This is a genomic window from Bradyrhizobium sp. P5_C12 (genome assembly GCF_054049735.1).
In genome coordinates, this window is the sequence record NZ_JBFULU010000009.1 from 91698 (window position 1) to 106984 (window position 15287).

14 protein-coding genes are annotated in these 15287 nt (G+C 63.2%); 7 read left to right on the forward strand and 7 right to left on the reverse strand.

All coding sequences use genetic code 11. From position 1 onward, the window contains the following. Positions 1–53 precede the first annotated feature (53 nt). Entirely contained in the window at positions 54–2219 is a 2166-nt protein-coding gene (locus ACXJMY_RS11220) for a putative bifunctional diguanylate cyclase/phosphodiesterase (protein WP_456619466.1), read from the forward strand. A gap of 84 nt (positions 2220–2303) precedes the next feature. Here ACXJMY_RS11220 and ACXJMY_RS11225 read toward each other — a convergent pair whose 3' ends face one another. The 4 genes from ACXJMY_RS11225 to ACXJMY_RS11240 all read right to left on the reverse strand — a co-directional run bounded on the left by ACXJMY_RS11225 (position 2304) and on the right by ACXJMY_RS11240 (position 5402). Beyond that, complete coding sequence (locus ACXJMY_RS11225) at positions 2304–3260, reverse strand: MBL fold metallo-hydrolase (protein WP_456619391.1); 957 nt, start codon at positions 3258–3260, stop codon at positions 2304–2306. A 145-nt stretch (positions 3261–3405) separates the two neighbouring features. Further along, positions 3406–3546: a hypothetical protein gene (locus ACXJMY_RS11230; protein ID WP_456619392.1), complete on the reverse strand. Its 141-nt coding sequence runs from the start codon at positions 3544–3546 to the stop codon at positions 3406–3408. 19 nt (positions 3547–3565) lie between these two features. Then, positions 3566–4720 (reverse strand): acyl-CoA dehydrogenase family protein, encoded by a 1155-nt coding sequence (locus ACXJMY_RS11235; protein ID WP_456619467.1) that lies wholly within the window; start codon positions 4718–4720, stop codon positions 3566–3568. Between the two features lie 217 nt (positions 4721–4937). Then, a complete protein-coding gene (locus tag ACXJMY_RS11240) occupies positions 4938–5402 on the reverse strand; it encodes an N-acetyltransferase family protein (RefSeq protein ID WP_456619393.1) in 465 nt (154 codons plus the stop codon). Between the two features lie 133 nt (positions 5403–5535). Here ACXJMY_RS11240 and ACXJMY_RS11245 point away from each other — a divergent pair, with 133 nt between their 5' ends. Beyond that, positions 5536–7176, forward strand: a complete 1641-nt coding sequence (locus ACXJMY_RS11245; protein ID WP_456619394.1) for an amidase family protein — start codon at positions 5536–5538, stop codon at positions 7174–7176. 72 nt (positions 7177–7248) lie between these two features. Here the strand turns inward: ACXJMY_RS11245 and ACXJMY_RS11250 are convergent, their stop codons facing one another. Then, a complete protein-coding gene (locus ACXJMY_RS11250; RefSeq protein ID WP_456619395.1) occupies positions 7249–7518 on the reverse strand; it encodes a hypothetical protein in 270 nt (89 codons plus the stop codon). Positions 7519–7879: 361 nt separating this feature from the next. Between ACXJMY_RS11250 and ACXJMY_RS11255 the strand changes: the two genes are divergently transcribed. Then, positions 7880–9133, forward strand: a complete 1254-nt coding sequence (locus ACXJMY_RS11255) for a serine hydrolase domain-containing protein (RefSeq protein WP_456619396.1) — start codon at positions 7880–7882, stop codon at positions 9131–9133. A gap of 33 nt (positions 9134–9166) precedes the next feature. Here the strand turns inward: ACXJMY_RS11255 and ACXJMY_RS11260 are convergent, their stop codons facing one another. Then, on the reverse strand, positions 9167–9916 hold the full coding sequence (locus ACXJMY_RS11260; protein WP_456619397.1) for a cupin domain-containing protein: 750 nt from the start codon (positions 9914–9916) through the stop codon (positions 9167–9169). 75 nt (positions 9917–9991) lie between these two features. On the opposite strand from ACXJMY_RS11260, the gene ACXJMY_RS11265 reads away from it, so the two are divergent. Together ACXJMY_RS11265 and ACXJMY_RS11270 are read left to right on the forward strand one after the other, a co-directional pair. After that, positions 9992–10261 (forward strand): hypothetical protein, encoded by a 270-nt coding sequence (locus ACXJMY_RS11265; RefSeq protein ID WP_456619398.1) that lies wholly within the window; start codon positions 9992–9994, stop codon positions 10259–10261. 102 nt (positions 10262–10363) lie between these two features. Next, positions 10364–11053 carry an aspartate/glutamate racemase family protein gene (locus ACXJMY_RS11270; RefSeq protein ID WP_456619468.1) on the forward strand — a complete coding sequence of 230 codons (690 nt, stop codon included), beginning with the start codon at positions 10364–10366 and terminating at the stop codon, positions 11051–11053. A gap of 15 nt (positions 11054–11068) precedes the next feature. Here the strand turns inward: ACXJMY_RS11270 and ACXJMY_RS11275 are convergent, their stop codons facing one another. Beyond that, positions 11069–11362, reverse strand: coding sequence for a hypothetical protein (locus ACXJMY_RS11275; protein ID WP_456619399.1), 294 nt, complete (start codon positions 11360–11362; stop codon positions 11069–11071). Between the two features lie 449 nt (positions 11363–11811). On the opposite strand from ACXJMY_RS11275, the gene ACXJMY_RS11280 reads away from it, so the two are divergent. Both ACXJMY_RS11280 and urtA read left to right on the forward strand, forming a co-directional pair. Next, on the forward strand, positions 11812–13710 hold the full coding sequence (locus ACXJMY_RS11280; protein WP_456619400.1) for an adenylate/guanylate cyclase domain-containing protein: 1899 nt from the start codon (positions 11812–11814) through the stop codon (positions 13708–13710). Then, entirely contained in the window at positions 13707–14999 is a 1293-nt protein-coding gene (urtA, locus tag ACXJMY_RS11285; protein ID WP_456619401.1) for an urea ABC transporter substrate-binding protein, read from the forward strand. Before ACXJMY_RS11280 ends, urtA begins: the two co-directional genes overlap by 4 nt. Positions 15000–15287: the final 288 nt, after the last annotated feature.

Sequence of the window (15287 nt, forward strand, 5' to 3'; positions counted from 1 at the left end):
GACGTATCAAGTTGAGTTCGGGGCCTCGAAAACCAGGAAAACCAAAGCGCAGCCTGACCGCGCGGGCCGGCCATGGGCCGCGCAAGCCGAGATTCGCGCGCGCGCGCCGTCCCGCGGTCGCAATCGACGAACTCGAGCAGAGCCGCGCGGAGGCGGATGCCGCGATTGCGGAGGCGCGCAAGGCACATGAGCGCCTGCGCCAGGCCATCGATATGCTGCCGCAGGGCATCGTGTTTCTCGATCCCGAAGGCCGCTACGTCCTCTGGAACAGGAAATACGCCGAGATCTACAGCAAGACCGCCGATCTGTTCGAGGAGGGCGCGCGCCTCGAAGACACGCTGCGCATCGGCGTCGCCCGCGGCGACTATCCGGAGGCGGCCGGCCACGAGGACGAGTGGATCGCCGAGCGGCTGCAAAAACTTTATCAACCCGGCGCGCGCCATGAGCAGACATTGTCGGATGGCCGCGTCATCCTGATCGACGAGCGGCTGACCGACGACGGCGGCGTGGTCGGCCTGCGCGTCGACATCACCGAATTGAAGCAGCGCGAGGCCTCGTTCCGCCTGCTGTTCGACGGCAATCCGGTGCCCATGATCGTCTGCGCGCTGGACAGCGAGCGCATTGTCGGCGTCAACGATGCCGCGGTTGCCCATTATGGCTACAGCCGCGCCGAGTTCGAGCGGCTGACGATCCGTTCTTTGCAGGCCTTCGACAGCGAGCCGCCCTGGACCACCGATCGCTCCAGCGAGGAGCAGGCCGCGCGCACCTGGAAGCACGTCAAGGCCGACGGCGCGCTGATCGACCTTGCGATCTATTCCCGCGAGCTGACCTATGCCGAGCGGCCCGCGGTGCTGCTCGCGCTGATGGACATCACCGAGCGCAAGCGCGCCGAGGCGCGGCTCGCCTTCATGGCCCAGCATGACGGGCTGACCGGCCTGCCGAACCGCAATTTGCTGCGCCAGCAGGTCGACGAGATGCTGCTGCATACGCGGCGCAGCACCGACAAGGTCGCGCTGCTGATGCTGGGGCTGGACAATTTCAAGGCGGTCAACGACACGCTGGGACACGCGGTCGGCGACAAGCTGTTGCGCGGCGTCGCCAAGCGGCTGCGCTCGACCTTGCGCGAGGAGGACGCGCTGGCCCGGCTCAATTCGGACGAGTTCGCCATCGTCCAGAGCGGCCTGGCGCGACCCGAAGACGCGGTGCTGCTCGCAAAACGCCTGCTGGAGGCCATCGCCGATCCCTATCTGCTCGACGGCCATTCCGTGGTGATCGGCGCCTCGATCGGCATTGCGATGGCGCCCGGCGACGGCGACGATTCCGAGAAGCTGCTCAAGAGCGCCGACATGGCGCTGTCGCGCGCCAAGCTGGATGCCCGCGGCAGTTTCGCCTTCTTCGAGGCCGCGCTCGACGCCAAGGCGCAGAGCCGCCGCAAGATCGAGGTCGAGCTGCGCGATGCGATCCAGAACGACGTGCTGCGGCCGTACTACCAGCCGCTGGTCGATCTTTCGAGCGGGCGCATCACCGGCTTCGAGGCGCTGGTGCGCTGGCCGCATGCCGAGCGCGGCATGGTCTCGCCGGCCGAGTTCATCCCGGTCGCCGAGGACACCGGCCTGATCAACCCGCTCGGCGGCTTGATGCTGCGCCGCGCCTGCTTCGATGCCGCGACCTGGCCGGACGACGTCCGCGTCGCCGTCAATCTGTCGCCGCTCCAGTTCCGCAGCGGCAACCTGCTGTCGGTCGTGACCGATGCGCTGAAGCATTCCGGCCTGCCGCCGCGGCGGCTCGAGCTCGAGATCACCGAGACGCTGCTGCTCGAGAAGAGCGCGCAGGTGCTGGCGACGCTGCATGCGCTGCGCGCGCTCGGCGTGCGCATCTCGATGGACGATTTCGGCACCGGCTATTCCAGCCTCAGCTATCTGCGCAGCTTCCCCTTCGACAAGATCAAGATCGACCAGGCCTTCGTGCGCGATCTCGGCGCCAACCGCGAGGCGCAGGCGATCATCCGCTCGATCGTCAGCCTCGGCAAAGGGCTCGGCGTCACCATCACCGCCGAGGGCGTCGAGACCGAGGCCGAGCTGAGCTGTCTGCGGGCCGAAGGCTGCGACGAAGGCCAGGGCTTTCTGTTCAGCAAGGCCCGGCCCAATGCCGACATCATCAGCCTGCTGGCCGCGCAGCGCGGCATCGATGCCGACGAGGATGCCGCGCTGGTGGCGTAAGGACCGCAATCGGCAGCGCGGAAACCAGGGCGTGAACTCAACGGTATGAGTCCACGCCCCGGCTCGGCCTAACCCAACAAGTCGTCAGTAATCCCAGAAGGCCGGGACCCAGCGAAAGGCGTCGCCGTCGACCGCGACATGGCCGATGGATGGGAACGGCATATGCGTGGCCACCAGCAGCCCGCCGGTCGTCGCCAGCTCCCGCAACAGGCGGACGCGAACGCGGGCCGCCTCCGCGGGGTCGTGCTCGAAGCCGTTGTACCACTCGGGGTGCTCGAACCCGACCGTGAACACGGCGTCGCCGGCGAATGTCAGCCGGTCGCCGCCGGATGCCACTCGGACCACGCTGTGCCCGGGGGTGTGGCCGCCGGTGCGCGTGACCACCACCCCCGGCGCCACCTCGTGCTCCTCCTCGAAGGTGCGCAGCTGGTTGCGATACACTGTCGCGAACTTCTTCGCGGCGGCCCGAAGCGCGTCCGGGAATCCCGGCGGCATGGAGACGTGGGAGAAATCGGGCGCCTCCCAGAACTTGACCTCGGCGGCTGCGACGTGGATCCGCAGGTCCGGACGCAGCCGGTCCTTCACCCCGTCGACCAGCAGCCCGCCGACATGGTCCATGTGCATGTGGGTCAGCACCACGTCGGTCACGGACCCAAGGTCGATGCCGGCGGCCTCCAGTCGCTTGTTCAACTGACCGGCCCGCGGCAGGTGCAGGTCGGGGTCGGCCCCCAGCCCGGCGTCGATGAGGATGGTCTGACCGCCGCTGCGCACCACGACCACGTTCAGCGCCCAATCGAACGCGTCCGGCGGCAGGAACCTGTCCTTCAGCCAGGCCGCGCGGACGGCCGGGTCGGCGTTGTGGGCCAGCATCGCGCCCGGCAGCGCCAGCACCCCATCGCTGACCACCATCACGTCAATCTCGCCGATCCGCAGCGCGTAGCGCGACGGAACCAGTTCGTCGAGCCCCGCTCTGCCGCGGTCCGAGGTGTTGTCCGGGCTCATATTCGTGTCCGGCTGGGTGTTGCGAACCATCTGATTCATCTGTGAAGACTCCTGCGTTCGATCTGGCGTTCGGTGTTGGCGCTCGATCCCGGGCGGGCCGCACGTCCCGCGCCGGAAGCGCGGTCCATGCTGACGAGGTGCCCGGAGACCGGTGACAGGCTCAATGCTCGGTCACGATGACGGTCTACAAAACCTCACCTGCGGCCGCCCCAGCGCGATTGCCGTCGGTATAGAGCGATTGCTGCGAACGCATGCGCCGGCCGAAGCGCTCCAGAAGCGCTTCTTGAAACGCGTCTTGGCACGATGCGCCGTTGCGGCGGATCATCCGTCGCGACCCGTCGACGTCAGCGGTCCCCTGAAAGGATCATCCTGCCGACATCCTCGTAATGCGTGTCGCGGGCCTGGATCTGCTGGGCGATGGCGTGCATGTCGCGAAACCGCCGTTCGAACGGATTGCTGCGGAACACGGCCGTGGCGCCAGCCATGTGATAGGCGGTGTCGACCACTTTGGCCGACTGGTGGATGGTCCAGGTCGCGGCCAGCCGAACCGCGCTGCGATGCGCCGCGCTGAATTCGCCGGTCGCGCTGAGGTCGCGCCACATCGCATTCACCGTGGCATAGAGATAGGCGCGGGCGGCGCGCAGATCGCCCTCGGTGCGGCCGATCAGCCCCTGCACCGCCTGGTTGTCGCGCATCGCGCTGGCCGCGAGCGACTGGTGCTTTGCGCGCGCCAGCGCAATCGACGCATCCAGCGTCGCGCGCGCCACGCCGAGCGAGACCGCGGCGAAGCCGAGGCTGAAGGTCGAGCCAGTGCCGATCCTGTAGAGCGGGCCCGTCTCGCGCAATGCGGACGGCACGTCGCGAAACGCGGTGAAGCGCTCGGGGATGAAGAGGTCGGCGACCTCGTAGGAATCGGTGCCGGTGCCGGCGAGCCCGATCGCCTGCCAGACGTCGTGCAAGGTCGCGCTCGCGACCGGGAACAGGATGGTGCGCAGCTCGGGCGATCCATCGGCATTTTTTCGTGGCACGCCGTCGGCACCCACGATGCGGACATGCGCGCCCAGCCAGCTCGCCTGCCGCGAGCCCGAGGCAAAATCCCAGCGCGCCGTGACCCGATAGCCGCCCGCGACCGCGCGCGCCTCATGCGCGACCGCGCCCCAGGCGAGGATGCCGGGGGCGGCGTTGAAGATCTCATCCGCGGTGTCGTGATCGAGCGAAGCCGCGATCATCGCGCAGACGCTGCACTGGCCGAGACACCAGGCGGTCGAGGCATCCGCCTTCGCGACCTCCTCCAGCATCTGCATGAAGGCATCGGGTGCGGCCTCGGCGCCGCCGAGGCTTTGCGGCAGCAGCGCGCGATAGAACCCGTGCTCGATCAGCGCGCCGACGACGGCCGGCGTCAGCCGCCGCGTCCGCTCGATCTCGTCCGCCTCATTCGCAATCAGCGGCGCGAGGGCGCGTGCCCGCTCGACGAGGCCAAACCCGGGAGTTGCGTTCATGCGCGTTTCCTCGCCGTTCTTGTTGTGAGCGGTCAGGGACGCGATGGTCGTCGATTTGGCTGGGAGGATCAAGATCATGTCCCAATGCTTGGCCCGCAGGCCACGATCCGAAATCTCGCGATCTCTCGTAGCCCGGATGGAGCGAAGCGAAATCCGGGGGCCTTTGGAACCCACGGCAACGAACCCGGATTGCGCTTCGCTTCATCCGGGCTACGCACTATCTGATGGAGTCGGTAAGCAATCGCTCCATGATGATCGTGCGTTCGTCGCCATGGTAACTGTCGCGCACGGCATTGAACCCAAGCCGCGCATAGAAAGCTTCCGCGGTGACTGAAGAAGGGACGGTCAACGAAGCGATGTTGCGCTCGCGCGCTATGCGCTCGATCTCGGCCATCAGCAGCTTGCCGACGCCGCGCGCCTGAACATCGGGAGCGACGAAGACCGTACGGACCACGCTTCCGTCAAGGCTTGCCGTTCCAACGAGGCGGCCGCCGACCGCGGCGACAAAAACGGTGCGCTTCCCGATCAGATCCCGTACGCCGCCTGGACTGAAGCTGCGCTCGACCCGTTCGATGATCTCGTCCGTATAGTCCTTCGCATTCGTTTCGCGCAGCGCACGCAGAATGACCGCGCTGATGTCATCGGCGTCGTCTTCGCGTGCGGGCCGGATCGTGCATTCCATCGATCACTCCACCGACGCCGTCGGAAATCACTGGACGTCGAAGCCTGCGCCTTTGGCTTGGCAATCAGCTTGTCGCGTGGTCAAACTTAATGCTACCGTTTGTAGCATAACCGAGCAAGCCAAAAGGCACGCCATGACGAAGCCGACCCGCCGCAATGCTCGCCTCGCCGCGGCTGCCACCGGCGCCAATGCGCCGGCCATGCTGAAGCTCGAGCACGCGCCGATGAGCGACATCATCGATGCCCTGGCCGATGGGCAGGTCACCGCCACGGCGCTGACCAAAGTCTATCTCGCACGCATCGAGGCCTACGACCGCAACGGTCCCATGCTCAACGCCGTCCGTGCGCTCAATCCCGACGCGCTCGCAATCGCGGGCAGGCTCGATGGCACGAGGCCGTCGGCCATGCGGCCGCTCGCCGGCGTCCCGATCCTGGTCAAGGACAACATCGCGACCTCTGACAAGCAGCCAACGACGGTGGGCTCGCTGGCGCTGGAGGGCGCGCGTGCCAAGAGAGACGCCACCGTCGTCAAGCTGCTGCGCGACGCCGGCGCGGTGATCCTGGGCAAGGCAAACCTGACGGAGTTCGCCAACATCCTCGCGATTGGCATGCCCTCGGGCTATTCGTCGCTGGGCGGTCAGGTGAGGAACCCCTACGCGCCGACGCTGATGGACGATCAAGGCATCCCGGTCGTGCAGCCAGGCGGATCGAGCTCGGGCTCCGCGGTCGCGGTGGCGACAGGTCTGTGCGCGGCCTCGATCGGCACCGAGACCTCGGGCTCGCTGCTGCACCCCGCCAGCCAGAACGGCCTCGTCACCGTCAAGCCGACCGTCGGGCTGATCAGCCGGGCCGGCATCGTGCCGATCGCGCATAGCCAGGACACCGCAGGGCCGATGACGCGCAACGTGCGTGACACGGCACTGCTCCTCAACGTGCTGGCCGCCAAGGACCCGCGCGATCCGGCGACGGAGCGGCAGCAGCGGCCGGCCGATTACACCACGGACCTCACGCGCGATGCGCTGAAGGGCGCGCGCATCGGCGTGCCGAGCGCCCCCGCCGATCCGCTGAACGATCCCTATTACGGCAAGCTGCCACCGACATCGGCCAAGGTGATGAGCGAGGCGATCAAGGTGCTGGAGGATCTCGGCGCCGTCATCGTGCGTGCCGGCATGCCGACGGCGGGCTGGATTGCCGGACCGGGCACGACCATGGCTGTGCTCAACCGCAATCCGCTGAGCCGCAACAAGGGCAATCCGATGATGCAGTGGGTCGTCTTCCTCTACGAGCTGAAGCACGATCTCAACCTCTATCTGAAGGATTGGGCGACCAATACCGACATCAAGACCATCGCCGACATCGTCGCCTTCAACGAGGCGCACGCGGAGAAGGCGCTGCGTTTCGGCCAGGACCTGTTCCTCGCCGCCGACAGCACCAGGGGCGATCTAAGTGAGCGCGAGTACAGATCGGCGCGTGCCATGGACCTGCTTGCCGCCAAGACGCGCGGCATGGACGCCTACATGAACCAGCACAAGCTTGACGCCGTGCTGTTTCCCGGCGCCGCAGGCTCCGCAATCGCCGCCAAGGCGGGCTATCCCAGCGTCATGGTGCCTGCCGGTCTTATTTCGGGGGTCGACGACAAGGACACGCCCGACTATCCGCTCGGCGTCGCCTTCGCGGGCCGCGCCTGGAGCGAGCACAAGCTGTTGCGCCTGGCCTACGCGTATGAGCAGGCGTCAGAGATGCGCAAGCCGCCGCCCGGCTTGGTCTCACTTTAGATTCCATGCTTCGCCTTGGCGAGCAATGCTCGCACGCCTCACGGGTCGGGCCGGACGGCCATCGCCTGATCCTCAGCCGTTCGGCAGCCACCAGCCGAATATCGCAACGGCGAGGCACGCCACCAGGCACACGGCCTGATGGCCCATTTCCATCCAGTACTGGACCGGCGCGGTGTCCCTCTGGAAAACCTGCCTCGACCAGTCCAGCAGCCAGTCCACGAGATCGGGACTGAAGGCCCTGATCTTCCGCTCGGCATAGCCATCCCGCAGCATGCGGCCGCAATCGACGCACAAATAGATCGCGACGACGCGAGCGACGACCTCACACAGGAAAAACCGCATGCACGCACCCGTTCATCGCATATGGATTCGACGGCTCGTCAATCGGCGGGGGCCGTCATTGCATTGGCACTACCCGGTTTGGTGCGGTTGGATTTCGTCCTGGTTCAATGGTAGGGCGGGTCATGTGCGCGCGCGCCGACGATCCGAGCCGGAAGCGATCAAAGCAGAAGTGGGGCGCCGCATTTCGGCCGACGTCGGCCATGGGGCCACATGCTGACACCATCTGCCCGTAATGATAGCATGCCTCTCGTCACCGGCCTGCGAGGTTGTTCTCGTAAACGCACACGCAAGAACGTGTGAGGAGGCAAGTCCAATGAATTGGGGAGCGCTCTGCAGGCCGCGCGGTTGCCGCAGGCTTTTCTTGCCTGTCATTGTCGTCTCCGTGCTCTGGGCGCCCTTGGCATGCGCGCAGGACGTCCGAAGCTCTCCCGGCGAGCCGGGGCCGTTTTTTTCGGATAGCGGCCCCGATGCCGAGATCTACGGCGCGGCCGAGGGCTATCCAGTCGGCACGCGGGGGACCGCCACCGAGCTTGACAAGCTGGTCGGGGTCTACAGCCATTTCGGCGAGATCTACCCGTCGCGCGCGATCGCTCGCGCGACGACGCCCTGGCAATTCAAACGCGCGCCAGAGCCATCGATCGCCTACAGTTTCGGCACGGAACGGCTGAGCATCGCGGATTATCTCAAGCGCAACCCGGTGACAGGACTCCTGATCGCCAGGGACGACACCATCCTGTACGAGCACTATCAATATTCGCGGACCGACCGCGACCGCTTTCTGTCGCAGTCCATGGCCAAGACGCTGGTGGGCATGCTGGTCGGGATCGCGGTCTCGGAAGGACGGATCAAGTCGATCGACGACCTCGTCTCAACCTACGTCGCCGGCCTTGCAGGAACGGAATATGGAAACACATCCATCCGGGCCTTGTTGAATATGTCTTCGGGCGTCGAATTCTCGGAAAACTATGATGGGCACGATGACATAGCCCGGCTTGGGCGAGCCCTGTTCGTTGGAGAGACAAAAGATCCCGCCGCAATCGTCGCGCAATTCAATACCAGAACCGCACCGCCGGGGACCAAATGGCACTATGCAAGCGTGGAAACCGAGATACTGGGCCTGGTCCTGCGCGCCGCCACGGGCGCCCCGGTCGCCGACTATCTCCACGACCGGATCTGGGATGCCATCGGCACCGAAGCGGATGCCTCATGGGCGATAGACGGTAGCGGGCAAGAGATTGCTTTTTGCTGCTTCAACGCAACCTTGCGCGACTATGCGCGCCTGGCCCGGCTGCTCGCACATGACGGCGCTTGGGAAGGTCGTCAGTTGATCCCCCGGCAGTGGCTGTTGGATGCCACGACCGTCAGACCAAGCGATGGTCATCTCGCTCCGCGAGTGGCCACATCCTATTTCGGCTACGGCTATCAGGTGTGGATCCTCCCGGGCGAGCAGCGCACATTTGCCCTGCTCGGCATACGCGGTCAGGTCATCCTGGTCGATCCAGCCTCGAAACTCGTCATGGTGCACACTGCCGTTCGCCAAAAGCCGTCCGAGCCGGGAGCCCTCCGTGAGCCGCTTGCGTTGTGGTCCGCCGTGCTTCAACAGCTCGGCAAATGATGATCCGGCTTGCGCCGGATCCCGGGTCAAGGGTCAGGTGCGCTTTCCGCCGACCGAGATGAATGCCATGAGACAGGGTTCCGGCAATGGGTTGCGCCAGCGATGGCGCGTTCCGTTTTGGACGATGCAATCACCTTGACGCAAATGCACCTTCTGCCCGTCGTCCAGCTCCAGTGTCATCTCGCCACGAACCACGACTCCGTAATCGATGGTGTCCGATGTGTGCATCCCTGGAGCGCCGCGCTCGAAATGGTCTCCCATGCCCGGGATCTTGTCCGACATTTCTTTGAGCCCACTCTCGAAAGTGACTCCAGGCGGCGGCTTCCAGCCTTCGGGACGCTTCGGCGGATACGAAATGAGCCGAAATAGGGTGCCCCCGGGACCTGGAAAGGCCTTCGTTCCGCTCGACATCGGATCCGGCTCCAGGCCAGTGAGAGCCGGCACTCCCTCGGTCATATACAGTTCGTAGAAGGTCAGTCCCGGATTGGCATCGATCTCCACCAGCTTCGGGGTCACGTCAAAAGACTTGAACACCGACTTGCCGGCTTCGTCGCGGCCGGTCAGCACACGCTTTGGAGGCGGCAAATCACTCGAATCTTTTGCCTCGGCGGGGTGTGACACCAACGCACTGCCGGTGGCCAGGACGGAGAGCGCCTGCAGCAGGTGTCGCCGGCTGCCTTCAAACTGTTCGGACAAAGGCTCCGCCTTGTGCAAAGAAGGCTCCGCCTGATCCAGGGATCTGGTCTTGTGCCGTTGCCACAAGCGCCAAAGCAAGCTGCTCATCTGCGTTCTCCGTGGTTACGCGTCGTCGCATCCGCACACCGCTCCGGTCGCACTCGGCCCGCAACGACCGCGACGTTGGCGAACATGCCGCCTCGCCAAGAAATCCGATGCAGTCAGTGCATCGGCAGCAATGCCCATCGTCAAAAATCGGGCGTTGCATACACCGCGCAGCAGTTGGCGACTGTCGCGGACAGCAAGCTTCACCAGCAGAAGCGCGGGCGCAGACAGCAGGAAAAAACCATCGGCAAAAGCAGGATGATGAAGGCCGCCAGAGCAACGGCATTTGATATCATGCGGCATCCCCGTTTGCCCGCCGACAACCCGCCCTTCCATCGTTCAATCTAGGCGCGTAGATTGCAAAGCGCTATTCGGCTTTGGTCGAGGATGATGGCGAGCCTCGACGTCTTCGCCTACGATCCAGTTGAGCCATTTGTCGGAGACGCCGGGATGCAAACCATTGGTCTGATCGGGGGCATGAGCTGGGAGAGCACTGCGCTTTACTACAAGCTCATCAATGAGCGCGTGCGGGATCGCGTGGGCAAGCTGCATTCGGCCCCGCTGCTGATGTATTCCTACGATTTTCAGGAGATCAAGGAGATGCAGTACGCGGGCCGCTGGGAGGAGGCGGCCGCCAGCCTCGCGGAGGTCGCGCGGCGTCTTGAAAGCGCCGGCGCGCGCGCGATCGTATTGTGCACGAACACGATGCACAAACTGGCGCCTGATATCATGTCGCATGTGACCATTCCCTTCATTCACATCGGCGACGCAACGGCAGAGCGCATTCGGTCGAAAGGATACCGGCGGGTAGGGCTTCTCGGCACCAGGTTCACGATGGAGGAAGACTTCTACATCGACCGACTGCGCGCGCATGATCTTGATGTGCTGGTTCCTCCCACTGAGGCGCGGGCTGACGTGAACCGCATCATCTACGAGGAGCTGTGCCTTGGAAACGTCACCACTTCCTCGCGCCGCCGCTATCAGGACGTGATGGCATCGCTCGTCGCCGCTGGCGCGGAGTGCATCATCCTCGGCTGCACCGAGATCACGATGCTGGTCGGCCCGGACGACACCTCGGTCGAGACATTCGACACGACCGCAATCCATGCCGAGACGGCGGCCGATTTCGCGATCGGTTGATTGTGATCGCGCAGATCAGACGTTCGCCATCGGAAGCAATTCCAGCTTCGCAGATGATCTTTCCAACAGCCTGGCTTGCGCCGTCCGCCGAGGATCATTCCGATAATTTTGAAAGTCCGCATCGGATGCGAAGCTGACGATGTGCACTTCCATGGTGCCATCCGGATTGCGAAGCCGACGTTCCAGACATCCGTTGAACTCGGCCAACAGCGGCTGGACAGTGTCCTCGTAGGCGCGAAAGTCCGCGACGCCTTCTTCAGGTATTTTGGCTATGAGCACAAACGTCACGGGCTTGGTTTGATGGGACATCATCGCAATTCCAGTTCGTAGGATGGGTAGAGCGTAGCGAAACCCATCAATCTCATAGTTACAATCGGATCGAACCAACAAAGGTTACCGCATGCTGCGTCTGCCCGTCGCGGCGATCGGTTTCGCAAGAGCTCAACCCATCCTGCGGGCTGGGTCTCTATCCGGGTTCGGTTTCTCGTCGGGGGATTTCGTCCCCTGACGGGGACGGATGATCCGAGGCGACGTTTGATCTAAATCAAGGAGAGGACCTTGAATTAGGCCCCCGATGGATAGGCGTGCCTCCCCGACATTTACCAATAGACCAAGCCTCGATGAAGGTCTGTAATGGGTCCAGAGCGATTTCCGTCTCCGCGTTTCCGTGGTCGGGTGTTCGCACCTTCAACCGGGCCCGCTATCGGTAGCAGTAAAAAGCTGCAGCGATCGGCTGGATGAGGATCGAATAGACGCGGATGCTCACGTTCCGGACTTCCATCACTTTTGCTGTAATGGCCTTCGTCGTGGCGCTGACCCTGCTGCTGATCGCCATTCAATTGCGCTCGTTACGCTTTGCCACGCGTGAAGCCGCGTCAGCCTACATGGACGCAACCAGCACCAAGGTGCTCGGGCGGCTTCATGGCGAACTTTCCACGATTTCGTCCCTGGTCCATGTGCTGGCGACCAGTTCCAGCGTCGCAGACTCGAACGAGAGGAGCGAGACCGGCCGTGCAATTCCCTTGTTCAAAGCTGCGCTGCAGGAATTGCCGCAGATGGACAGCATCTATGTCGGCTTCGAGAATGGCGCCTGGCTCCAGGTGCGGCGCATCAGCGGCCTTACCGAAGAGCAGCGCGAGCGCTTGCGCGCGCCCGCGAATGCGGAGATCGCGATCAGTCTCATTCGCCCTGCTGCGGAGGGCGCCCTGTCGCTACGGCGACTCTTTCAAGACAAACAAGGCAACGAGGTCGGAGAGGTCGATCTGTGGAAATACGGCTACGACGTCCGCAAACGTTCCTGGTATTGGGCGACGATGCAGGCCGACGGTCCCTACGTTTCGGAGCCTTACCTCTCGTTCAGCATAGGCGCGCCGGTCATCACCGTCAGCGCGCCGCTGCGTGGCAAGGTGCTTGGCGTGCTCGCCGCCGATCTCAAGCTCGATACGTTCAGTGAATTCGTCCAGGCCCAGCGGCCGGGCGAGCATGGTACGGTCATGATCTTCGACCAGGCAGGGTCAATCATCGCCCACCCGGAATTTTCAGACCTGGTTACGAGCGCAATGACGCACCCGGACCGATCGTCATTGCCCAGCATCGATGAGATCAACGCGGGAATCCTGGCCTCGGTGATCCGCGGCTCGTACAACAAGGACAGCTACGAAGGAAACATCGAGGACGGAACCGGGAAAGGCTTCCTCTTCAGGGTGACGAAGTTTGCGCTCGGCGAACGTTACAATGGCAGCATCTTGCTGCTGGCCGCCCAGGACGACTTCGTTCAGAACGTCCGCAAGCTCCAGTTCAATGGGCTCGTCCTCGCGATCCTGGTTGGCGCAGCCTTCCTTCCGATCGTCTGGATGTTCGGCAGCCAGATGTCGCGGTCCATCCAGCGCGTTACCGCGCAGGCGCGCCAATTGCAGACACTGTCTGAGCCCGAACTCGTGCCGGTAACTTCCTACATCAGGGAAATCCACGCGCTGGGCAGTACGATGAATCTCGCGCAGCGGGCGATATGGTCGTTCGCGCACTTCGTTCCCAAAGAGATCGTCCGAGGGCTGATTGACAATTCCATCTCGACGAAGCTCGGCGGCGCAAAGCAAGACATCACGCTGGTATTCACCGATGTCCGGGGTTTCACGACGATCGCAGAATCCGCCGATCCTGACGTGCTGATGCGGCAGACGTCGCGGTACTTCTCAGTGCTGACTGAAGCATTCCTCGCTGAGGGCGGGACGGTCGACAAGTTCATCGGCGATGCCGTGATGGTGTTCTGGAACGCTCCGCATCCGCAACCCGATCATGTCGCCCGCGCCTGCCGTGCGGCGCTGGCGGCCAAGACCGCCGGTGAGCACCTTAATGCTGAATTCGAGGCTGATCGACTGAAGCCGTTCTTTACAAGGTTCGGAATTCATGTCGGCGAAGCCGTGGTTGGCAACGTCGGATCGACTGAGCGCATGAATTATACCGCTCTCGGCAACACCGTTAATCTTGCCGCGCGACTCGAAGGCCTGAACAAGGAATTTGGGACAACGATCCTGGTCAGCGAGGATGTGTATCGGCGGGTTGAGGATCTCTTCAAATTCAGGGCCCTTGATGCCGTCATTGCCAAGGGCATGACAAAAGAAACCAGAATTTTTGAACTCCTCGGAGCATCGTCATGAAGCGGACGCCGATCGCTCGCGGCATATTGTCGACGCTGCTCACAGTCTGGCTGAGCTTTGCCGCTTCAACCCTTCATGCCGGCGAAGACACGATCAAGGTCGGCATTCTGCACTCCTTGTCCGGCACCATGGCGATCAGCGAATCTGTTCTCAAGGACACGGCGCTCATGCTGATTGCGGATCAGAACAAGAAAGGAGGACTGCTCGGAAAGAAGCTGGAGCCAGTCGTTGTCGATCCTGCGTCCGATTGGGATGCCTTTGCCGAAAAGGCTCGCGAGTTGCTGACCGGGGAAAAAGTCGCGATCGTATTCGGTTGCTGGACCTCCATTTCCCGAAAAGCAGTCCTTCCCGTTTTCGAGCAACTGAACGGTTTGCTTTTTTACCCCGTTCAATACGAGGGCGAGGAGAGTTCGCGCAACATTTTCTATACGGGTGCCGCGCCGAACCAGCAGGCCATTCCGGCGGTCCGGTACCTCATGAGCAAGGAAGGCGGCGGAGTTCGCCGATGGGTTCTGCTCGGCACGGACTATATTTATCCGCGCACGACCAATCGGATATTGAGCGCCTATCTTGCTTCTGAGGGTGTGGCAGGGGAGGACATAACGACAATCTACACACCGTTCGGGCATTCCGACTGGCGCGAGATCGTTGCAAGGATCAAGTCTTGGGGTTCGGATGGAAAGCGAACCGCGGTCATCTCAACAATAAACGGAGACGCGAACGCTCATTTTTACCGGGAGCTCATAGCCCAACAGGTGAGTGCCAACAGCATTCCCGTCATGGCGCTCTCGGTCGGTGAGCGAGAATTGCTGGACATTGGCGAGAGTGGTCTAACCGGCCAACTCGCTGCCTGGAACTACTTCCAGTCGGTCAAGTCGCCGGAAAACGACGCATTCGTCAAGATGTGGGCTGACTTCAACGAGCAACGGGACAAGATCACAAATGATCCGATGGAAGCAACCTTCATCGGCTTCAGGATGTGGGCGCAGGCCGTCAGCCAGGCCGGCACAACCGACGTCAACGCGGTCCGTCAAGCCATGTACGGCCAGCGCGTAACGGCGCCGAGTGGCTTCGAGGTCGTCATGAACACCAATCATCATCTCTCCAAGCCGGCCATGATCGGCAAGCTCCAACCCACCGGCACCTTCGAAGTGGTCTGGCAGTCCAGCAGCGCGATCAGGGCGTCGGTGTGGAGCCGATATCTTCCCGAGAATGCCAAACGCGTCGCCGATTGGACATTTCCCTGGGTTTGCGGCGGGTGCATTGAGCCGACATTCAAGGACTGGTGACGGCTTTTTCCATCAGGATGAGGCCAATCGAGAAGGACAACGCCTTGGACCTTTGATTGTGACGCAACCACAGCTCGACTGGAGAGGTGCCGAGAAGGCCGTCGCCCCCCGCGTCAGCAAAGCTCGGAACGAATGACGCCTCCGCCAGCTCTCACACGCGTTGCATGATGCCATCCTGCCCCTGTTTTGCCCGACGGGTCAAATCGATTTCGAAAAATCGGAAAAGTCCAATGCCGTCAAGGGGCCGGCTACTGTGCATGGGGTTGTTTGCGCGTTTTTTGTTGGCCG

Bases quoted from the DNA above. Each gene is read 5' to 3' on its own strand.
- ACXJMY_RS11225 (WP_456619391.1), bottom strand. From the start codon at position 3,260: ATGAATCAGATGGTTCGCAACACCCAGCCGGACACGAATATGAGCCCG.
- ACXJMY_RS11230 (WP_456619392.1), bottom strand. From the start codon at position 3,546: ATGATCCGCCGCAACGGCGCATCGTGCCAAGACGCGTTTCAAGAAGCG.
- ACXJMY_RS11235 (WP_456619467.1), bottom strand. From the start codon at position 4,720: ATGAACGCAACTCCCGGGTTTGGCCTCGTCGAGCGGGCACGCGCCCTC.
- ACXJMY_RS11240 (WP_456619393.1), bottom strand. From the start codon at position 5,402: ATGGAATGCACGATCCGGCCCGCACGCGAAGACGACGCCGATGACATC.
- ACXJMY_RS11245 (WP_456619394.1), top strand. From the start codon at position 5,536: ATGACGAAGCCGACCCGCCGCAATGCTCGCCTCGCCGCGGCTGCCACC.
- ACXJMY_RS11250 (WP_456619395.1), bottom strand. From the start codon at position 7,518: ATGCGGTTTTTCCTGTGTGAGGTCGTCGCTCGCGTCGTCGCGATCTAT.
- ACXJMY_RS11260 (WP_456619397.1), bottom strand. From the start codon at position 9,916: ATGAGCAGCTTGCTTTGGCGCTTGTGGCAACGGCACAAGACCAGATCC.
- ACXJMY_RS11270 (WP_456619468.1), top strand. From the start codon at position 10,364: ATGCAAACCATTGGTCTGATCGGGGGCATGAGCTGGGAGAGCACTGCG.
- ACXJMY_RS11275 (WP_456619399.1), bottom strand. From the start codon at position 11,362: ATGTCCCATCAAACCAAGCCCGTGACGTTTGTGCTCATAGCCAAAATA.
- ACXJMY_RS11280 (WP_456619400.1), top strand. From the start codon at position 11,812: ATGCTCACGTTCCGGACTTCCATCACTTTTGCTGTAATGGCCTTCGTC.
- urtA (WP_456619401.1), top strand. From the start codon at position 13,707: ATGAAGCGGACGCCGATCGCTCGCGGCATATTGTCGACGCTGCTCACA.